Raw genomic sequence first — 18077 nt, forward strand, 5'->3', positions numbered from 1 at the left:
GGGGTTAGAACGCCGCGCCCCGCTGCTCTGACGGTTTCATCTCGTCGAGAAGCTTGCTGATAACGCCCGCCATGCGTCCGTTCATGTCGCTGCGCCACAGCGCGAAGGCGACGTTGGCCTCGACAAAGCCTTCCGGCGATCCGCAATCGAAGGTGCGCCCTCGGTAGTGGCAGCCATAGAAGGGCTGCTGCTTCTCCAGCTTCAGCATCGCATCGGTGAGTTGTATCTCGTTGCCGGCGCCCTTCTCCTGGCCTTCGAGTATCCCAAATATCTCCGGCTGCAGGATGTAGCGCCCGTTGATGTATAGGTTGGAGGGTGCCGTGCCGGTCTTCGGCTTCTCCACCATGCCGGTAATGCGGAAACCGTGATGCGTATCCTCGCCGCGGCCGACGATACCGTATTTATGGGCCTCCGCGGGGTCGCATTCCTGAACCGCGACGATGTTGTTGCCGGTCTCGGCATAAAGCTCGACCATCTCCTTCATGCAGCTTTTTTCGGACTGCATGATCATATCGGGCAAAAGCAGCGCGAAGGGCTCGTCGCCGACCAGCTCGCGGGCACACCAGACGGCATGGCCAAGGCCAAGCGGCACCTGCTGGCGGGTGAAGCTGGTCTGCCCTGGCGAAGGTTGCAGCCGCTGCAGGCGGGCGAGCTCGTCGTCCTTGCCGCGTTGGGCGAGCGTGTCATAGAGTTCGAACTGAACGTCGAAATGGTCCTCGATGACCGCCTTGTTGCGTCCGGTCACGAAGATGAAATGCTCGATGCCGGCTTCGCGGGCCTCGTCGACCACATACTGGATGACTGGCCTGTCGACGACGGTCAGCATTTCCTTGGGTATGGCCTTGGTGGCCGGGAGAAAACGCGTGCCGAGGCCAGCGACCGGGAAAACTGCCTTGCGAACTCTCTTCATGCTGTCAAATATCCGCTTCTAAGGCTGTTCGGCAATCCCGCTTCAAGACATTTTCGTGCCGGAATCTGGGATTATGGAACGGCTGGTCAGAAAAAATCTGTAGTCCGTAAAGCACCAACCCGCCTTTTCGTTCCCAACGGCACCTATGGTAAACTAAATGCTAACCGGGTTCGGCGATGAATGATCTTCCTGTGATGAAGAAGGAGGAAAAGATGTCCGTTCGCGACGCCGCAAAGCGCTTCACCAGCATCGTTGCGGCCGCCAGTCTGTCGCTTGCCTTGCTGATGCCCACCGGATCGGCTTTTGCCGACGCCGGTTTTCGGCAATGGGTGGCGAGCTTCCGCGCCACCGCGGTGCGGAGCGGCGTTTCCGGCGCCGTTTACGACCGCGCATTCGAGGGCATCAGCGATGCCGACCCGGTCGTGCTGGAAAAAGCGCGTTATCAACCCGAATTCACCGCGCCCGCCTGGGACTATTTCGACAACCGCGTCCATGACCAGTCGGTCGCTGTTGGCAAGCAGATGGCCAGGAAGTGGAAGCCGTGGCTGGACAGGATCGAGGCAAGATACGGCGTCGACCGTCACATCCTGCTGGCGATCTGGTCGATGGAATCGAACTACGGCGAAATCCTCAAGCGCGACGATGTCATGCGCAATGTCGTGCGTTCGCTGGCCACGCTTGGCTATGCCGATTCGAGACGATCGAAATTCGCCCGCACGCAGTTGATCGCGGCGCTGAAGATCCTGCAAAGGGGCGACATCGATAAAAGCCACCTCAGCGGCTCATGGGCCGGCGCCATGGGCCATACCCAGTTCATTCCCACCAGCTACCAGGCCTACGCGGTCGACATGGACGGCGACGGCAAGCGTGACATCTGGAATTCGATTCCCGATGCATTGGCAACGGCCGCCAATCTGCTCAGGAAGAACGGCTGGCAGGCCGGCAAGACCTGGGGCTATGAAGTCAGCCTTCCCGACGGAAAGAAGTTCCCGGCCGGATCGAAGTCGTTGTCGCAATGGCAAGCGCTGGGTGTCACGCGTGCCAACGGCAAGCCGTTCAAGAGTGGGGAGAAGGCCACGCTGAAGGTGCCAGGCGGCCGTGGCGGCCCGGCTTTCCTGATGGTCAAGAATTTTTCGGTCATCAAGCGCTACAACAATGCCGACAAATATGCGGTTGCCGTTGGCCTTCTTGCCGACGAAATCGCCGGTTATGGTGGGCTTGTGCAGGACTGGAAGCGGCCTTTCACGAAGCTCTCCTTCGAGGAGAGGCAGGAGCTTCAGCAACGGCTTTCCCAGTACGGCTACTATGACGGCAAGTTCGACGGCAAGATCGGCGAGGGATCGAAAGCCGCCATCATGGCCTTCCAGGCGAAGGCTGGCTTGACCCAGGACGGACATCCGAGCATGGAAGTGCTCAAATGGCTCAGGCAGAACTAGCCTCGCATAGGGCAGACCTGGAGCATCGGACCCAAACCGGTTTTGAGGAAATCCGATGCTCAACTTAAGGTAGAGCGGCGGCACGGTTGTATCAGAGTCCGGCGCTCTTTAGGGATGGAGACGGTAATTGGTTTCGGCTGCGCGTATCCGTGCGATCCTTCGTCGCGTGCCGATCGTGATTCTGGCTATTGCCGTCCTGGCCGTCGGCACTGCCGCCGTCTTTCACACGCCGGCCGTGGCGCAGGAAGAACAAAGGCGTGGCTGGTCGCTGCGCGACCTGTTGTTTCTGCGCCGAAGCGAGCGGATGGAGCCGCCACGACTGATTGAGCCGCGACGGCTTCAGAGGATCGGGCCACGCAAGCCAAAAGTCAGAAAGTCGCGTGCTGCGCCGCGCCGGCCGGCTGAGCCGGCAGCCCCCATTGTCGAGAAGGCGCCGGATGCCCGCACCGTTCTGGTGGTCGGCGATTTCATGGCGACCGGCCTCGCCGAGGGTCTCGACACCGCCTTCGCCGAAAACAACAAGGTCAGGATCGTCGTTCGCAGCAATGGTTCGTCCGGTTTCGTGCGTGACGATTTCTACAACTGGCCCGAACAGATCAAGTCGCTGATCGAGGCCGAAAAGCCGGCGGCCGTGATCGTCATGCTGGGTTCCAACGATCGGCAGCAGATGCGCGTGAACGGTGAACGCGAACAGCCACGGTCCGAAGCGTGGACCAAGGAATACGAACGCCGTACCGAAGCGTTCGGCAGGGCCATCGCATCGGCCAAGGTGCCGTATCTGTGGGTCGGCATGCCGGCCTTCAAGGCGCCGAAGATGACCTCCGACATGCTGGCTTTCAACGACATCTACCGCTCGACGGCCGAGAGCCATGGCGGCGAATTCGTCGACATCTGGGACGGTTTCGTCGACGAGGAAGGCGCCTTTGTCACCAGCGGGCCTGACATCAATGGCCAGCCGGTGCGCCTGCGCACCGACGACGGCATCCGTGTGTCGAAAGCCGGCAAACGCAAGCTCGCCTTCTATGCCGAAAAACCCTTGCTGAAGATCCTTGGAATGACCTCGCCTCCGGGCACACTGGCAGCTTATGCACCAGCCGGCGCTCCGGTCGGGGCGCCGACACCGACACCCATGCCCGTCGATCGCACGGTGCCGATGCTGCTCAGCGATCCGGCACTCGACGGCGGTTCGGAACTTCTCGGCGCCGCAGCCCCGGCACAGGCGGACGGGCCGGTCGAAAAACTCGTGGTCGAGGGCAAGGTATCAGCTGCTTCGCCCGGACGCGCCGACGATTTTTCCTGGCCGCCAAGGAAGCAGCCTGCGGCGGCGGCCGTGCCCGAAACGACCACGGCGATCACTCCGTAAACCTGCCGGGCGGCCGCACAAGTAGGAGACGGTCTCAGCGCGGCAGCACGCTCGATCCCATCAGCGCCTCGTCGATCGAACGCGCTGCCTGACGGCCCTCGCGGATCGCCCAGACGACCAGCGATTGACCGCGGCGCACATCGCCCGCTGCATAGAGCTTTTCGACGCTGGTCTTGTAGTCGCGATCGTTGGCCTCGACGTTGTTCGAGCGGCGGCTGTCGATGGCGATCTTCATCTGGCCAGCCAATTCCGACACCGGCCCGACGGCGGCCGGCCCGGCAAAGCCGATAGCGATGAAGGCGAGATCCGCGCGGATGACGAATTCCGTGCCGGCGATCGGCTTGCGCTTTTCATCGACCTCGCAGCATTTGACGCCGGTCAACGCGCCGTCCTCGCCGATGAATTCGAGCGTCGCCACCTGGAACTCGCGCTCGGCGCCTTCCGCCTGCGAGGACGAGGTGCGCATCTTCGTCGCCCAGTAGGGCCAGACCGAAAGCTTGTCTTCCCTTTCCGGCGGCTGCGGCCGGATGTCGAGCTGGGTGACGCGCACGGCGCCCTGGCGGAAGGCGGTGCCGACGCAGTCGGACGCGGTGTCGCCGCCGCCGACGACGACGACATGCTGGCCGCCGGCGACGATCGGCGGCGACGGCCACGCCACCGACTGGATCGGCTCGCCGCCGATGCGCTTGTTCTGCTGCACCAGGTAAGGCATCGCGTCATGCACGCCGTCGAGATCGTCGCCGGGAATGTTGGCCGGGCGCGGCGTTTCCGAACCGCCGCAATAGAGCACCGCATCATATTCGGCGAGCAGCTCCGCAACCGGCTTGTCGACGCCGACATTGATCCCGCAGTGAAAACTCACGCCCTCGCCTTGCATCTGCTCGATGCGCCGGTCGATGTAGTGCTTCTCGATCTTGAAGTCGGGGATACCGTAGCGCATCAGCCCGCCCGGCCGGCTCTCGCGCTCGTAGACGTGAACGTCGTGGCCGGCGCGGCCAAGCTGCTGGGCGGCCGCCATGCCGGCCGGCCCCGAGCCAATGATTGCGACGCGCCTGCCGGTCTTCCTTTCCGGCGGATAGGGCCGGATATGACCGGTTTCATAGGCCTTGTCGGCGATCGCCTGCTCGATCGTCTTGATGGCGACCGGAATGTCCTCGAGGTTCAGCGTGCAGGCTTCCTCGCAGGGTGCCGGACAGATGCGGCCGGTGAATTCCGGGAAATTATTGGTCGAATGCAGGTTGCGGATCGCATTGTCCCAGTCGCCATTGTAGACGAGGTCGTTCCAGTCCGGGATCTGGTTGTGGACCGGGCAGCCGGTCGGCCCGTGACAGTACGGAATGCCGCAATCCATGCAGCGCGCGGCCTGTTTCTCGACCTCCTTGTCCGACATCGGCAGCGTGAACTCGCGAAAATGCCGGATGCGGTCGGAAGCCGGCTGGTACTTGTGCACCTGCCGGTCGATCTCGAGAAACCCTGTTACCTTGCCCATAGTCCAGTTCCTGCTGTCCAGATGGTGCGGTTTTCGCCGCACCCGTTAACCTCTTGAGGCAGCCATGGCAACCTTCAGCACGAGGTCAGGATTGTTGAAGAGACCCGTGCCGGGAAGCCAGGCTTCCCGGCCATCGCAAAAATCTATTCCGCTGCAACGCCCATGCGCATGCGTTCCATTTCGATCAGCGCACGGCGGTATTCGACCGGCATGATCTTCCGGAATTTCGGCCGGAAAGTCGCCCAGGTGTCGAGGATCTCGCGGCCGCGCACCGAACCCGTGTAATGGACGTGGTTCGAGATCAGCTGATAGAGCCGCTCCTCATCATGGCTGGTCATGTCGCCGGATACATCGACGCGGCCTTTGTGATCGAGGTCGCCGCCATGATGGAGCAGTTTCTCCATCAGGTCGTCTTCTTCGGGAACGGGTTCCAGTTCGACCATCGCCATGTTGCAGCGCTCGGCGAAATCTCCCACCTCGTCGAGCACATAGGCGACGCCGCCCGACATGCCGGCGGCAAAGTTGCGGCCGGTCTGCCCGATGACGACGACAATGCCGCCGGTCATGTACTCGCAGCCATGGTCGCCAACACCTTCGACGACGGCGGCCACGCCCGAATTGCGAACCGCAAAACGCTCGCCGGCGACGCCGCAGAAATAGGCCTCGCCCTCGGTCGCGCCGTAAAGCACGGTGTTGCCAACGATGATCGACTCCGCGGCGACGATCTTCGTGTTCTCAGGCGGGCGGATGACGATGCGTCCGCCCGACAGGCCCTTGCCGACGTAGTCATTGGCGGCACCGACCAGCTCGAACGAAACCCCACGCGCCAGGAAGGCGCCGAAGGACTGGCCGGCGGTGCCGGTGAGCTTCACCGAGATCGTGTCCTCGCGCAGGCCCTTGTGCTTGAAGCGCTTTGCCACTTCGCCCGACAGCATGGCGCCGGTCGAACGGTCGACATTGCGGATCGGCAGCTCGATGCTGACCGGCTGCCTGGCGTCCAGCGCCGGCTTGGCCAACTCGATCAGCTTGCGGTCGAGCACGTCGTCGATCGGATGCTTCTGCCGCTCGGTCCAGTGCACCGCCTCATGCGGGGCATCCGGCTTGAAGAACATCTTGCTGAAGTCGAGCCCGCGCGCCTTCCAGTGCTGGATCAGCGCCCGCTTCTCCAGGAGGTCGGTGTCGCCGATGATCTGGTCGAGGTGGGTGTAGCCCATCTCGGCGAGCAGCGCCCGCACCTCTTCCGCCACATAGAAGAAGAAGTTGATGACATGTTCCGGCGTGCCCTTGAAGCGCTTGCGCAACACCGGATCCTGCGTCGCGACGCCGACCGGGCAGGTGTTGAGATGGCACTTGCGCATCATGATGCAGCCGGCCGCGATCAGCGGCGCGGTCGAGAAGCCGAATTCGTCGGCGCCAAGCAGTGCGCCGATGACGACGTCGCGGCCAGTGCGCAGTCCGCCATCGACCTGCAGCGCGACGCGCGACCTGAGGCCGTTGAGCACCAGCGTCTGGTGCGTCTCGGCAAGGCCCATCTCCCACGGGCTGCCGGCGTGCTTGAGCGAGGTCAGCGGCGATGCGCCGGTGCCGCCGTCATAGCCGGAAATGGTGATGTGGTCGGCGCGCGCCTTGGCGACGCCGGCCGCAACCGTGCCGACACCGACTTCCGAGACCAGCTTGACCGAGACATCAGCCGCCGGGTTGACGTTCTTGAGGTCGTAGATGAGCTGCGCCAGATCCTCGATCGAGTAGATGTCGTGATGCGGCGGCGGCGAGATCAGGCCGACGCCGGGCGTCGAATGCCTGACCTTGGCAATGGTGGCATCGACCTTGTGACCGGGCAGCTGACCGCCCTCGCCGGGCTTCGCGCCTTGCGCGACCTTGATCTGCATCACATCGGAGTTCACCAGATACTCCGCCGTCACGCCGAAACGCCCGGAAGCGACCTGCTTGATCGCCGAACGCTCGGGGTTCTTGCCGCCGTCCGGCAGCGGCAGGTAACGGTCGGCCTCTTCGCCGCCCTCGCCGGTGTTCGACTTGCCGCCGATGGTGTTCATGGCGCGCGCCAGCGTGGTGTGCGCTTCCCTGGAGATCGAGCCGAAGGACATCGCCCCGGTCGAGAACCGCTTGACGATATCGGCAGCCGACATGACCTCGTCGAGCGCGACCTTCTTGCGTCCGGTTTCTTCGGCCAGCCTGATCTTGAACAGGCCGCGAATGCTCTGCGCCCGCGCCGTCTCGCTGTCGATCTGAGCGGAATAGTCCTTGAACGTCTGCGACGATCCCTGGCGCACGGCGTGCTGCAGGGTGGCCACCGCATCGGGCGACCAGATATGCGCTTCGCCGCGCATGCGGAACATGTATTCGCCGCCGACCTCGAGGCTGTTGCGCAGCACCGGGTCGTTGCCGAAGCCGTCGGCGTGGCGGCTGACCGTTTCGGCCGCGATCTCTTCCAGCCCGACGCCTTCGATCAGCGTCGCGGTGCCGGTGAAATATTTTTGCACGAAATCGGTCTTCAGCCCGATGGCGTCGAAGATCTGCGCGCCGCAATAGGACTGGTAGGTCGAGATGCCCATCTTCGACATCACCTTGAGAATGCCCTTGCCGATCGACTTGATGTAGCGGGAGACGACCTCATTGGCGTCGACTTCGGCCGGCAGCTCGCCGCGCTTGTGCATGTCGAGCAGCGTGTCGAAGGCGAGATAGGGATTGATCGCCTCGGCGCCATAGCCCGCAAGGCAGCAGAAATGATGCACCTCGCGCGGTTCGCCGGACTCGACCACCAGCCCCACCGATGTGCGCAATCCCTTGCGGATCAAATGATGGTGGACTGCCGCCGTCGCCAGCAATGCCGGGATGGCGATGCGGTCCGGCCCGAGCTGACGGTCGGACAGGATGATGATGTTGTAGCCGCCGGCGACCGCCGCCTCGGCGCGCTCGCACAGCCGGTCGATGGCGCCCTGCATGCCGGCCGCGCCTTCGTTCGAAGCATAGGTGATGTCGATCGTCTTGGTGTCGAAACGGTCCTCGGTATGACCGATGGAGCGGATCTTCTCAAGATCGCCATTGGTCAGGATCGGCTGGCGCACTTCGAGCCGCTTGCGACGCGAATTGCCGACGAGGTCGAAGATGTTCGGCCTCGGCCCGATGAACGACACCAGGCTCATCACCAGTTCCTCGCGGATCGGGTCGATCGGCGGGTTGGTGACCTGGGCGAAATTCTGCTTGAAATAGGTGTAGAGCAGCTTCGATCTGTCCGACATCGCCGAAATCGGCGTGTCGGTGCCCATCGAGCCGACCGCTTCCTGGCCGGTGGTCGCCATCGGCGACATCAACAGCTTGGTGTCTTCCTGGGTAAAGCCGAACGCCTGCTGGCGGTCGAGCAGGCTGACGTCCCTGCGCAGCGCCCGCGGCTCGACCGGTTTCAGGTCTTCGAGGATGAGCTGGGTGTTGGCGAGCCAGCTCTTGTAGGGATGCCTGGTCGCGATCTCCGACTTGATCTCCTCGTCGGAAACGATGCGGCCCTTCTCCAGGTCGATCAAAAGCATGCGGCCGGGCTGCAGCCGCCACTTCTTGACGATCCTTTCCTCCGGCACCGGCAGCACGCCGGCTTCCGAGGCCATGATGACGCGATCGTCGTCGGTGACGATGTAGCGCGCCGGGCGCAGCCCGTTGCGGTCGAGCGTGGCGCCGATCTGGCGGCCGTCGGTGAAGGCCACCGCCGCCGGCCCGTCCCACGGCTCCATCAGGGCGGCGTGGTATTCATAAAAGGCCTTGCGATCTTGATCCATCAGCTTGTTGCCGGCCCAGGCCTCAGGGATCAGCATCATCATCGCGTGGGCGAGCGAGTAGCCGCCCTGCGTCAGGAACTCGAGCGCATTGTCGAAACAGGCGGTGTCCGACTGCCCCTCATAGGAGATCGGCCACAGCTTGGAGATGTCGTTGCCGAACAGTTCGGAATCGACCGAGGCCTGCCGCGCCGCCATCCAGTTGACGTTGCCGCGCAGCGTGTTGATCTCGCCATTATGGGCGACCATGCGATAGGGATGCGCCAGCTTCCACGACGGGAAGGTGTTGGTCGAGAAACGCTGGTGGACGAGGATCAGCGCCGTCTCGAAGCGCGGATCGGTCAGATCCTTGTAATAGGCGCCGACCTGATAGGCCAGGAACATGCCCTTGTAGACGATGGTCCGCGATGACATCGACACGACGTAGAAGCCATTGTCGACGCCCTTGGTCTCTTCGTGGATACGACCGGAAATGACCTTGCGCAGGATGTAGAGCCGCCGCTCGTAATCGTCGTCGCTCTCGATCTCGGCGCCACGACCCAAAAACACCTGCCGCTGGACCGGTTCTGAGGCAGCGATATCAGGCGCCTTTGACAGCGATGAATTGTCGACCGGCACGTCGCGAAAGCCGAGCAGCGGCTGGCCTTCCAGCTGCGCGACCTCGGCGATGATGCCTTCGATATGCGCCTGAAGCTCAGGATCGCGCGGCATGAACACATGGCCGACGGCGTAATGGCCGGGCTTGGGCAGTTCGACGCCCTGGCTGGCCATCTCCTCGCGGAAGAAGCGGTCGGGAAGCTGCACCAGCACGCCGGCGCCGTCGCCCATCAGCGGGTCGGCGCCGACGGCGCCGCGATGCGTCAGATTTTCGAGCACCGCCAGGCCGTCCGTGACGATCTGATGCGACTTGACGCCCTTCATATTGACGATGAAGCCGACGCCGCAGGCATCGTGCTCGTTGCGCGGATCGTAAAGGCCGTGGGCGGCGAACCCGGTAGGGGTCCGCCCGATCCTGGCCAGGCCAGTGGCGATGGACGGATTTTTGACGGCTGGCGCTTTCGTCTGCGCGGCCGGGCCGTTCGTCGCAGATGGCGTCACTTCCGTCATCGTCCTGTCCTCCATCCCAGCCCTTAGGGCGCTGGTTTCCGTTGGGAAGCGCATGAGCTTCCCTTTCATCCTTGCGGCACGTCTTGCGAAATCCCGTCTTGCGAAATCCTTGCCGAACCAGGCGGCCTGGTTCGCATCCGGCAATCGTACAGGCCAGAGCCGGGCTGTCTACCTGTCGCTCGCGGCAACGGCCGGAGAGGCCCAATGATACGCCAATCCAGCCTGTTTTGTGCGACAAAATAAGACAGCACTACTGTCCTAAATTTTTATGACAGAAATTGCGGATGCGCACAAGACCGATTCACAACAATTGTGGGCATCCAGAGACAGAAAATTACGCGCCACCCGGCCAAAACGCAACCTTCAGTCGTCCGCCTTAATGCATGTCGCGCAAAAGCATGCCCTCGGGCCTGACCCGAGGGTGTGCAGCGGTATTGCGATAACGATATGCATGAAAACAAAAACCTAAAGCGCGTCGCATGAGGCCGGCCGAACGCGACGCGCTTTAGGTCTCCGGCCTCTCGCTGGCTTTACCGCTTTTCCGGCGCTTGGCACTTGCGAGCGGCATGCGAAAGCGGCCAAGGTCGCCCCGATTTTCCCAGCACTTGATTTTCCCAGCACAGGCAAACGCATGAATTTCGCTTCCGACAATTGGGCAGGCGCCCATCCCAGCATCGCCGCGGGCCTGTCGGCCCATGCCGGCGGGTTTTCCGCCGCCTATGGCGACGGCGCCCTCGACGACGCGGCATACCAGCGCTTCAACGAAATCTTCGGGCGCGAGGTCGCGGTGTTTTTCGTGGCCACCGGCACCGCCGCCAATTCCCTGTCGCTGACCGCCTACAACAAATCGGGCGGCATTTCCTTCTGCCATCGAGAGTCGCATGTCATCGAGGATGAATGCGGCGCCCCGGAATACTTTACCGGCGGCTCACGGCTCCATGCCGTCGACGGCGCGCTGGGCAAGATCGATCCGAATAGGCTGGACAGGGCGGTCGGCCGGTTCGCGCCAGAAATCGTCCATTCCGGGCGCCCGATGGCGGTGTCGATCACCCAGTCGACCGAGGTCGGCACCATCTACACACTGAACGAAATTGCCAGGATTTCGGCGATCGCCAAGCATCACAAACTGCCGCTGCACATGGATGGCGCCCGCTTCGCCAATGCGCTGGTCGCGCTCGAGACAACACCGGCGGAGATGACCTGGAAGGGCGGCGTCGACATCCTCTCTTTCGGCGGCACCAAGAACGGCTGCTGGTGCGCCGAGGCTATAGTGCTGTTCGACCTCGACCGCGCCAGGGAACTGGCCTTCCTGCGCAAGCGCGCGGCGCAATTGTTCTCGAAATCGCGCTTCATCGCAGCGCAGTTCGAAGCCTATTTCAAGGACGACCTGTGGCTCGCCACGGCCCGGCATGCCAACGCCATGGCAGCACGCCTCGCAGCACTGATCGAGGATTCCGCGTCGGCGCGTCTGGCCTGGCTGCCGCAAGCCAACGAAGTGTTCGCGGTGATGAAAAAGGCCAAGGCTGAACGGGCGCATTTGGCCGGTGCCGCCTTCTACGACTGGCACAAGCCGCACGACTTTGATGGCCATATCGGCGAGGACGAAGCGCTCTATCGTTTCGTTACCAGCTTTGCGACCACGGCCGAAGAGGTCGACCGCTTTGGCGAGCTAATTGCTGGATAGCGGCACCTAATTCAAAAAGGGCGGCGCCAGGCGCCGCCCTCGTCTGTTAGGTCGTCTTTGTGACGCAGCTTACGCGGTGGTCTTGGCCTCGATCTGCTTGGCCTTCGCCGAAGACGCGGTGATCGCGATCTTGCGCGGCTTCAGTTCCTCGGGAATATTGCGCTTGAGGTCGACGAAGAGCAGGCCGTTCTTCAGCGAGGCGCCGACGACATCAACATGGTCGGCAAGCTGGAAGCGGCGCTCAAAGGCCCGGCTGGCGATACCGCGATAGAGCAGTTCGGAGCCTTCGCCATTGCCCTCCTTGCGCTCACCCTTGACAGTCAGAACGTTGCGGTGAGCCTCGATCGAGAGCTCATCGTCCGAGAAGCCGGCGACCGCCATCGAGATGCGATAGGAATCCTCACCGGTGCGCTCGATGTTGTAGGGCGGATAGGTCTGTGCACCTTCCGGCTGCGCAAGCGAATCGAGCATGGTGAACAGCCGGTCGAAACCGACGGTCGAACGATAAAGCGGGGAAAAATCAACGTGACGCATAGTGTGTTCTCCTGTTGAGCAACAAGGTTTGCGTATGGCCGGTGCGAAACCCGTGACGGCGTTCCGGATAGGCCAGCGGCCCCGACATTGGCGGCCGCAACAGACATTTGGGGAGCACGAGAAGGCATTTCAAGATTCTGCCGCCTCGATGAACGGCAGATGAACCGCGGCTTCGGCGGACGTTCAGCTAAGTCGCGCTAGACTGCTTCCAGGATCAAGGAACAGGCGGCGGTTACGGCGTTGCGCGTCCTCTCGGACACGCAAAAGGAAGCTGTAACACTTTGATTGCGCATGATTCACGGCGAAATCGGCTGCGGTTTTCGCGGTTATGCGCGAGATGCCGCAACGGGGCCGACCGGGTGTAACGTCCCTTCCTCCCGGATCGACGGGGGGCCGGAAGCATGCCGCAAGCTGCTTTCGGCCTCACTCGCCGGCTGGCTCGTTCAGCCTTTCCAACGCGTCCGGAATTCCTTTGCTTTTGCTGCCCTTTGCTTTTGCTGCATGGGGCGTCTATGCCTACCACAGCTTGCGCCATGCAGGCAGCGACACTTGAAACGCAGCGCCGAATGACGGACCTCCTCGCCAAAACTCCCCTGTTCCACGAAATTCCGGGCAATCCGCTGCCGGAAAATGCGGCCGGTGGTTTCTTCACCGCGCGCGACGGCAAGAAAATCCGTTATGGCCTCTTTCCCGCCGTTGCCCGCCCGATGAAGGGCACCGTGGTCCTCTTGACCGGCCGCAACGAGTGCATCGAAAAGTATTTCGAGACCATCCGCAACCTCGCCGACCGCGGTTTTGGCGTCGCCACCTTTGACTGGCGCGGCCAGGGCGGTTCCGACCGGCTGATCAGCGATCGCGAGCGCGGCTACGTCCGCAGTTTCTTCGACTACACCAGCGACCTGGAACAGTTCTTTGGGGAAATTGTACTGCCCGACTGCCGGGGGCCGTACTACATATTGGCCCATTCGGCCGGGGCGGTGATCACGCTGCTTGCCGGGCCGTCGATGGTGAACCGCGTACGGCGCATGGTGCTGATCGCGCCCTTCCTGGCGGTGCCCGACCTGCCGGTCTCGACAGCCACCGTTCGCCGCCTCTGCTCGCTGTTCTGTCTGCTGGGTCTTGGCAAGCTTTACGCCGCCTGGGGTCCGCGGCCCAGAAAAACCATACCCTTTGCCGTCAACAAGGTGACATCGGATCCCGAGCGGTATCGGCGCAACACGCTGCTCTACGAAACCTACCCGCAACTGGCGCTCGGCGGTCCGACGATCCGCTGGCTGAAAGCGGCAGCGCAGGCCTCCGAGGTCATCAGCGATCCCGACTTCATGGCCAGGATCCGGGTTCCCTTGCTGGTGGTCGCCGCCGGCGCCGACCAGGTCGTCTCGACGAAAGCGGTGGAAACCTACACCAGACGCCTGCGTCTCGGTTCGCTGCTGGTGATCGATGGTGCGCGCCATGAGATATTGCAGGAGACCGACTTCTATCGCGAGCAGTTCTTTGCCGCCTTCGATGCCTTCATTCCGGGAAGCGACGACAACTCCTGATTGAGTGCCGTGCTCCTCCGGACGCGCAAAAGACCGCTCCAAATCATTGAAATCCATGACTTGGCTTGAAAGAATGACTTGGCCTGGAAACGAACCTGGCTTGAAAAAATGCCTTCCAGGTCGATCGTCGGCCTACACTTGCCGGGCGAAATCCATGATCCAGTTGGTCTCCCAGGTCTTGCCGCCATCCGCTGAAAAAGCCTGCTCCCAGCGCGCCGATTTTTCAGTGATCCGCGACCACAGGAAGCGAACCTGGATAGCGCGTCCGTCAAAAACGTCTTCACACAGGAACGTGCCGACGCCTGCTTGGAAGGCGCCGCGCATCGGAATATCGATGGTCGCCGGATTGCGGCCGTCGATCCACCAGATCGACCATTGTCTCGTCGGCGGATCGAAGGTCCGCAGCGTGGCGGCGCGATAGGCGCCGCCGGGCAATTCAATCACATTGTCATCGACATTGCCGAGCCCGCCAAGGATCGGGCGCACCTCGCATGTCCCGCCAAACACGTCCCAGTTTAAGTCGCCTTGCAGGCGCTTCTGCAACCTTCGATGGTTGACGTTCCAGCGTCCGAAGAAGAAATCGAAATCGGCCCGCCCATCTCCCAGGGCATTTTCCGCCGGCGCATTTTCTGCTGGAGCATCTTCGGAACGGCTGGTTGTTGACTGCGTCGGCATGTGATTCCCTCCCGTGACATTGTCTCCATAGCCGAGAGCTGCTGACACCCTGCCGTCAGGAGCATTGGGTGTGGTCGCCGTGGGCACCTCAGTGCGTAATGGCCAGCTGCCCAGCCGGTTCAGCCACGCAACGCCGCCATCGCGGCGGCATGAAGCTCCGGCGTCGCCGCAGCCAGGATGTCGCCGCCCCTTTCCGCCGGTCCGCCTTCGAAGGTGGTGACGACGCCGCCGGCCTTCTCGATGATCGGGATCATTGCGACGATATCGTAGGGTTTCAAACCGGGGTCGGCGACGATGTCGACGCTTCCCGCCGCGACCATGGCGAAGGCATAGCAGTCGGTGCCGTAGCGGGCGAGTTGGACCTGCCGCTCGAACAGGTCGTAGCGCAGGCGCGCGTCTCCCTTGAACAGTGCCGGCGTGGTGGTGAACAGCGTCGCCTCGGCGAGGCTTGTCGTCTTGCGTGTCGTCAGCCTACGCGGTCCGCCCGGGCCTTCATAATGGGCGCCGGACGCGTTGGCGTAGAAAAGCTCGCCGGTGAAGGGCTGCGACATCATGCCGGCGACGGCATCGCCGTCGACCGTCAGCCCAACCAAGGTTCCCCACACCGGCAGGCCGGAAATGAAGGCACGGGTGCCGTCGATCGGATCGATCACCCAGACATGCCTGCTGGAAATGTTCTCGCTGCCATGCTCCTCGCCGAGGATGCCGTGATCGGGATATTCCGCTGAAATAAGCGCCCGGATGACCCGCTCGGCCTCGCGGTCGGCCTCGGTGACCGGGTCGAAGCTGCCTTGCTCCTTGTTGGCGACTGCGCCCTGGCTGCGGAAGCGCGGCAAGGTTTCGGCTGCGGCGGCATCCGCAATGCGCCGCATGAAATCGATGCTGATGTCCAACTGATTCTCCCCGCGCTGCAGCCTGCTGGAACTCGTTTGCCTGCGGTATTGCGTCAAGACAAGGGCGCGCGGACATTTCCGCATCGACAACTGTTGCTAAAATGCAACGTTGGCGCCCTCGATATGCAATTCCACATCATAGTGAATTAAAAACGCCGCACGGCGGCTTGACATTTGTGCATCGCACAATAGATTTGTTCTCGGACAGGTTCTCCTGTCCATGCCCTCCTTGGGCGTTTCCTCCCTAGACTTCGACCGTGTCGTGCAAACGATGCGGTCTTTTTTTCGGCGCGGCACTCAGCCGATTGCGCGTCCCGACCCGCACGCCGATGCCTTTACCTGGCGCAAGATCTCGTTTCGTTTTTCGGCAATCATTCGGCGGCAAGCGGCAGGTCGATAAAATTGTGGTCGGGCATTGCCATCAGGTCGGCCGAGAATTGCGCCAGATCGTCGGCGAGCGCATCGAAGCCGGCGGATTTCTGGAACGTCCGCTCGTTCATGTAGAGCCCGCGATTGACCTCGATCTGCAGCGCATGGAGATGGCGCACGGGGCGGCCATAGTGCTCGGTGATGAAGCCTCCGGCGTAGGGCTTGTTATGGGCGACGGTATAGCCCATGCCGATGAGCAGGCCGATCGCCGTCTCGGTCAACGCTGCCGCAGCGGACATGCCGAAACGGTCGCCGACGATGAAGTCGGGCCTGACACCGCTGTCGCCGACCCTGATGCTCGCCGGCATCGAATGGCAATCGATCAGCACGGCAAAGCCGAACTGCGCATGGGTCCTGGTCAAAAGCCGTTTCAGCGTCTCGTGATAAGGCTTGTAGACGGCCTCGATACGCGCGACGGCTTCCGCCAGCGGCAAGCGGCCGGCATAGATGTCGAGCCCTTCTCCCACCAGCTTGGGCACGGTGCCAAGCCCGCCGGCGACGCGCGCCGAACGGATGTTGCAGAACGACGGCACCGGTTCGGCGAACATGCGCGGATCGAGTTCCCACGGCTCCCGGTTGACGTCGAGATAGGCGCGCGGGAAGTTTGCCGCCAGCATCGGCGCGCCGAGAGCGACGGCGCCGCCGAACAACTCGTCGACATAGCAATCTTCGGAGCGGCGGATGGCGTTTCGGTCCAGCCTTGCCATCGCCAGGAACCGGTCCGGATAGTGTCGGCCGCTATGCGGTGAGTTGAAGAGGAAGGGGACACGCTGTTCGGCGCCCGACCGGATTTCGAAGGGGGGAACGACCGAAAAATCCTCGGCTGCCGTTTTCAATTTGAACGTACCCGGAAACACCAATGCATCATGGTTGGAAAGGTGCCACCTCCCCGGCCGCATGTCCAGCGTTTCGGCGTCCGGACCGCTTTGTTAAAGCCGGATCGGGCCTTTATCGTTCACTTGATGTTTACCCTCACCTCCTCATATACAGGATGGTTAACGGGCTGCCCTACGGCAGTCTCGGGCGGGTGATTCGGACGGGATAAGATGGCACGCATTCTACTGGCGGAAGACGACGATGACATGCGCCGGTTCCTCGTCAAGGCGCTGGAGCGTGCCGGCTACCAGGTCAGCGATTTCGACAATGGCGCCAGCGCCTATGAGCGGTTGCGCGAAGAGCCTTTCTCGCTGCTGTTGACCGATATCGTCATGCCGGAGATGGACGGCATAGAGCTCGCCCGCCGCGCCACCGAGATCGATCCCGACCTCAAGGTCATGTTCATCACCGGCTTCGCCGCCGTTGCGCTCAATCCGGATTCCAAGGCGCCGAAAGACGCCAAGGTGCTGTCGAAGCCGTTCCATCTGCGCGACCTCGTCAACGAGGTCGAAAAGATGCTGCAGGCAGCCTGACACGTTTTCCGCCGCCGGCTTCCGGCGCGCCTTCGACGGTGCGGCAAGACGAAGCTTTCTTTCCCTTTTCCTGCTATTGACGCGCCGTGGCAAAAATGGTGTATGCGCGGCTTCGGATGGGCGTGTAGCTCAGCGGGAGAGCACTGCATTGACATTGCAGGGGTCACAGGTTCAATCCCTGTCACGCCCACCATCCAGACAATCCGCCGCCACTCGTGCCCAGGAATGCCGAGCCTATCCCCAGGCAAGGGAAAGGGAAGGACGGGCCATGACAGAAGCCAATGCTCTTACTCGGTGTCGATGTGTCGAAAGCCAAGCACGCGATTGCGATTGCCGAGCACCGCGCAATGGCGAGGTCCGCTATTTCGGCGAGATCGAGGCGACACCCATTACTGCGGCCCAGGATAAATGCTGATCCGTAGTGATCCTTCGCGCCCCCCTCTGTCCTGCCGGACATCTCCCCCACTTGGGGGGAGATCGGCCGTCATTGCGGCTTTCGCCAATATCCAAAGTTGAAGAACAGGCGCCGTCACCGAAGCTGCCAATCTCCCCCCAAGTGGGGGAGATGTCCGGCAGGACAGAGGGGGGCGCCTCGCTCCGCCATCAAAAATTCTGCACCGTCGTGACATTCTGATGTCACGGAATGGATCCCCAGGGTCTGCGCCGCGTCGCTTCGCTCCTGCTCCGCCCTAGGTTGACGAAGGTGTGGTGGCCTGTGGCGTTGGATCGGCGGCTGCAGGCCGGCCGGCAGCGACCGACAGTCAAAGAACCAAATCCCCTGTTGCAGAGCAAATAGTTTTGCGATTTGCATTGGCCAAGCGA

12 protein-coding genes and 1 tRNA gene are annotated in these 18077 nt (G+C 62.4%); 6 read left to right on the forward strand and 7 right to left on the reverse strand.

Translation table 11 applies throughout. The features are described from left to right. Positions 1–4: 4 nt before the first annotated feature. On the reverse strand, positions 5–910 hold the full coding sequence (galU, locus tag AC0L17_RS22060; protein ID WP_023798070.1) for a UTP--glucose-1-phosphate uridylyltransferase GalU: 906 nt from the start codon (positions 908–910) through the stop codon (positions 5–7). A gap of 212 nt (positions 911–1122) precedes the next feature. On the opposite strand from galU, the gene AC0L17_RS22065 reads away from it, so the two are divergent. Beyond that, positions 1123–2346: a lytic murein transglycosylase gene (locus AC0L17_RS22065; protein WP_091594951.1), complete on the forward strand. Its 1224-nt coding sequence runs from the start codon at positions 1123–1125 to the stop codon at positions 2344–2346. A gap of 127 nt (positions 2347–2473) precedes the next feature. Next, a complete protein-coding gene (locus tag AC0L17_RS22070) occupies positions 2474–3709 on the forward strand; it encodes an SGNH/GDSL hydrolase family protein (RefSeq protein ID WP_473517388.1) in 1236 nt (411 codons plus the stop codon). A gap of 34 nt (positions 3710–3743) precedes the next feature. Here AC0L17_RS22070 and AC0L17_RS22075 read toward each other — a convergent pair whose 3' ends face one another. Continuing rightward, a complete protein-coding gene (locus tag AC0L17_RS22075; protein WP_292595424.1) occupies positions 3744–5198 on the reverse strand; it encodes a glutamate synthase subunit beta in 1455 nt (484 codons plus the stop codon). Between the two features lie 143 nt (positions 5199–5341). Further along, positions 5342–10090: a glutamate synthase large subunit gene (gene gltB, locus AC0L17_RS22080; RefSeq protein WP_473517389.1), complete on the reverse strand. Its 4749-nt coding sequence runs from the start codon at positions 10088–10090 to the stop codon at positions 5342–5344. A 631-nt stretch (positions 10091–10721) separates the two neighbouring features. Here gltB and AC0L17_RS22085 point away from each other — a divergent pair. After that, positions 10722–11774: a threonine aldolase family protein gene (locus tag AC0L17_RS22085; RefSeq protein ID WP_473517390.1), complete on the forward strand. Its 1053-nt coding sequence runs from the start codon at positions 10722–10724 to the stop codon at positions 11772–11774. Between the two features lie 69 nt (positions 11775–11843). Here the strand turns inward: AC0L17_RS22085 and AC0L17_RS22090 are convergent, their stop codons facing one another. After that, positions 11844–12308, reverse strand: coding sequence for an Hsp20 family protein (locus tag AC0L17_RS22090; protein WP_023798077.1), 465 nt, complete (start codon positions 12306–12308; stop codon positions 11844–11846). 566 nt (positions 12309–12874) lie between these two features. Here AC0L17_RS22090 and AC0L17_RS22095 point away from each other — a divergent pair. Continuing rightward, positions 12875–13849, forward strand: coding sequence for an alpha/beta fold hydrolase (locus AC0L17_RS22095; protein ID WP_473517391.1), 975 nt, complete (start codon positions 12875–12877; stop codon positions 13847–13849). Between the two features lie 132 nt (positions 13850–13981). Here AC0L17_RS22095 and AC0L17_RS22100 read toward each other — a convergent pair whose 3' ends face one another. From AC0L17_RS22100 to AC0L17_RS22110, 3 genes are all read right to left on the reverse strand, one after another. Continuing rightward, complete coding sequence (locus AC0L17_RS22100) at positions 13982–14524, reverse strand: DUF1579 domain-containing protein (RefSeq protein ID WP_473517392.1); 543 nt, start codon at positions 14522–14524, stop codon at positions 13982–13984. A gap of 119 nt (positions 14525–14643) precedes the next feature. Next, a complete protein-coding gene (gene hisN, locus AC0L17_RS22105; RefSeq protein WP_473517393.1) occupies positions 14644–15417 on the reverse strand; it encodes a histidinol-phosphatase in 774 nt (257 codons plus the stop codon). A 371-nt stretch (positions 15418–15788) separates the two neighbouring features. Then, positions 15789–16745, reverse strand: a complete 957-nt coding sequence (locus tag AC0L17_RS22110) for an N-formylglutamate amidohydrolase (RefSeq protein WP_473517394.1) — start codon at positions 16743–16745, stop codon at positions 15789–15791. Between the two features lie 147 nt (positions 16746–16892). On the opposite strand from AC0L17_RS22110, the gene cpdR reads away from it, so the two are divergent. Next, on the forward strand, positions 16893–17255 hold the full coding sequence (gene cpdR, locus AC0L17_RS22115) for a cell cycle two-component system response regulator CpdR (protein ID WP_006199474.1): 363 nt from the start codon (positions 16893–16895) through the stop codon (positions 17253–17255). Positions 17256–17373: 118 nt separating this feature from the next. Then, positions 17374–17448 (forward strand) — tRNA-Val (locus tag AC0L17_RS22120). The last annotated feature ends 629 nt before the right edge of the window (positions 17449–18077 follow it).

The sequence above is a fragment of the Mesorhizobium sp. WSM4829 genome (genome assembly GCF_055811475.1).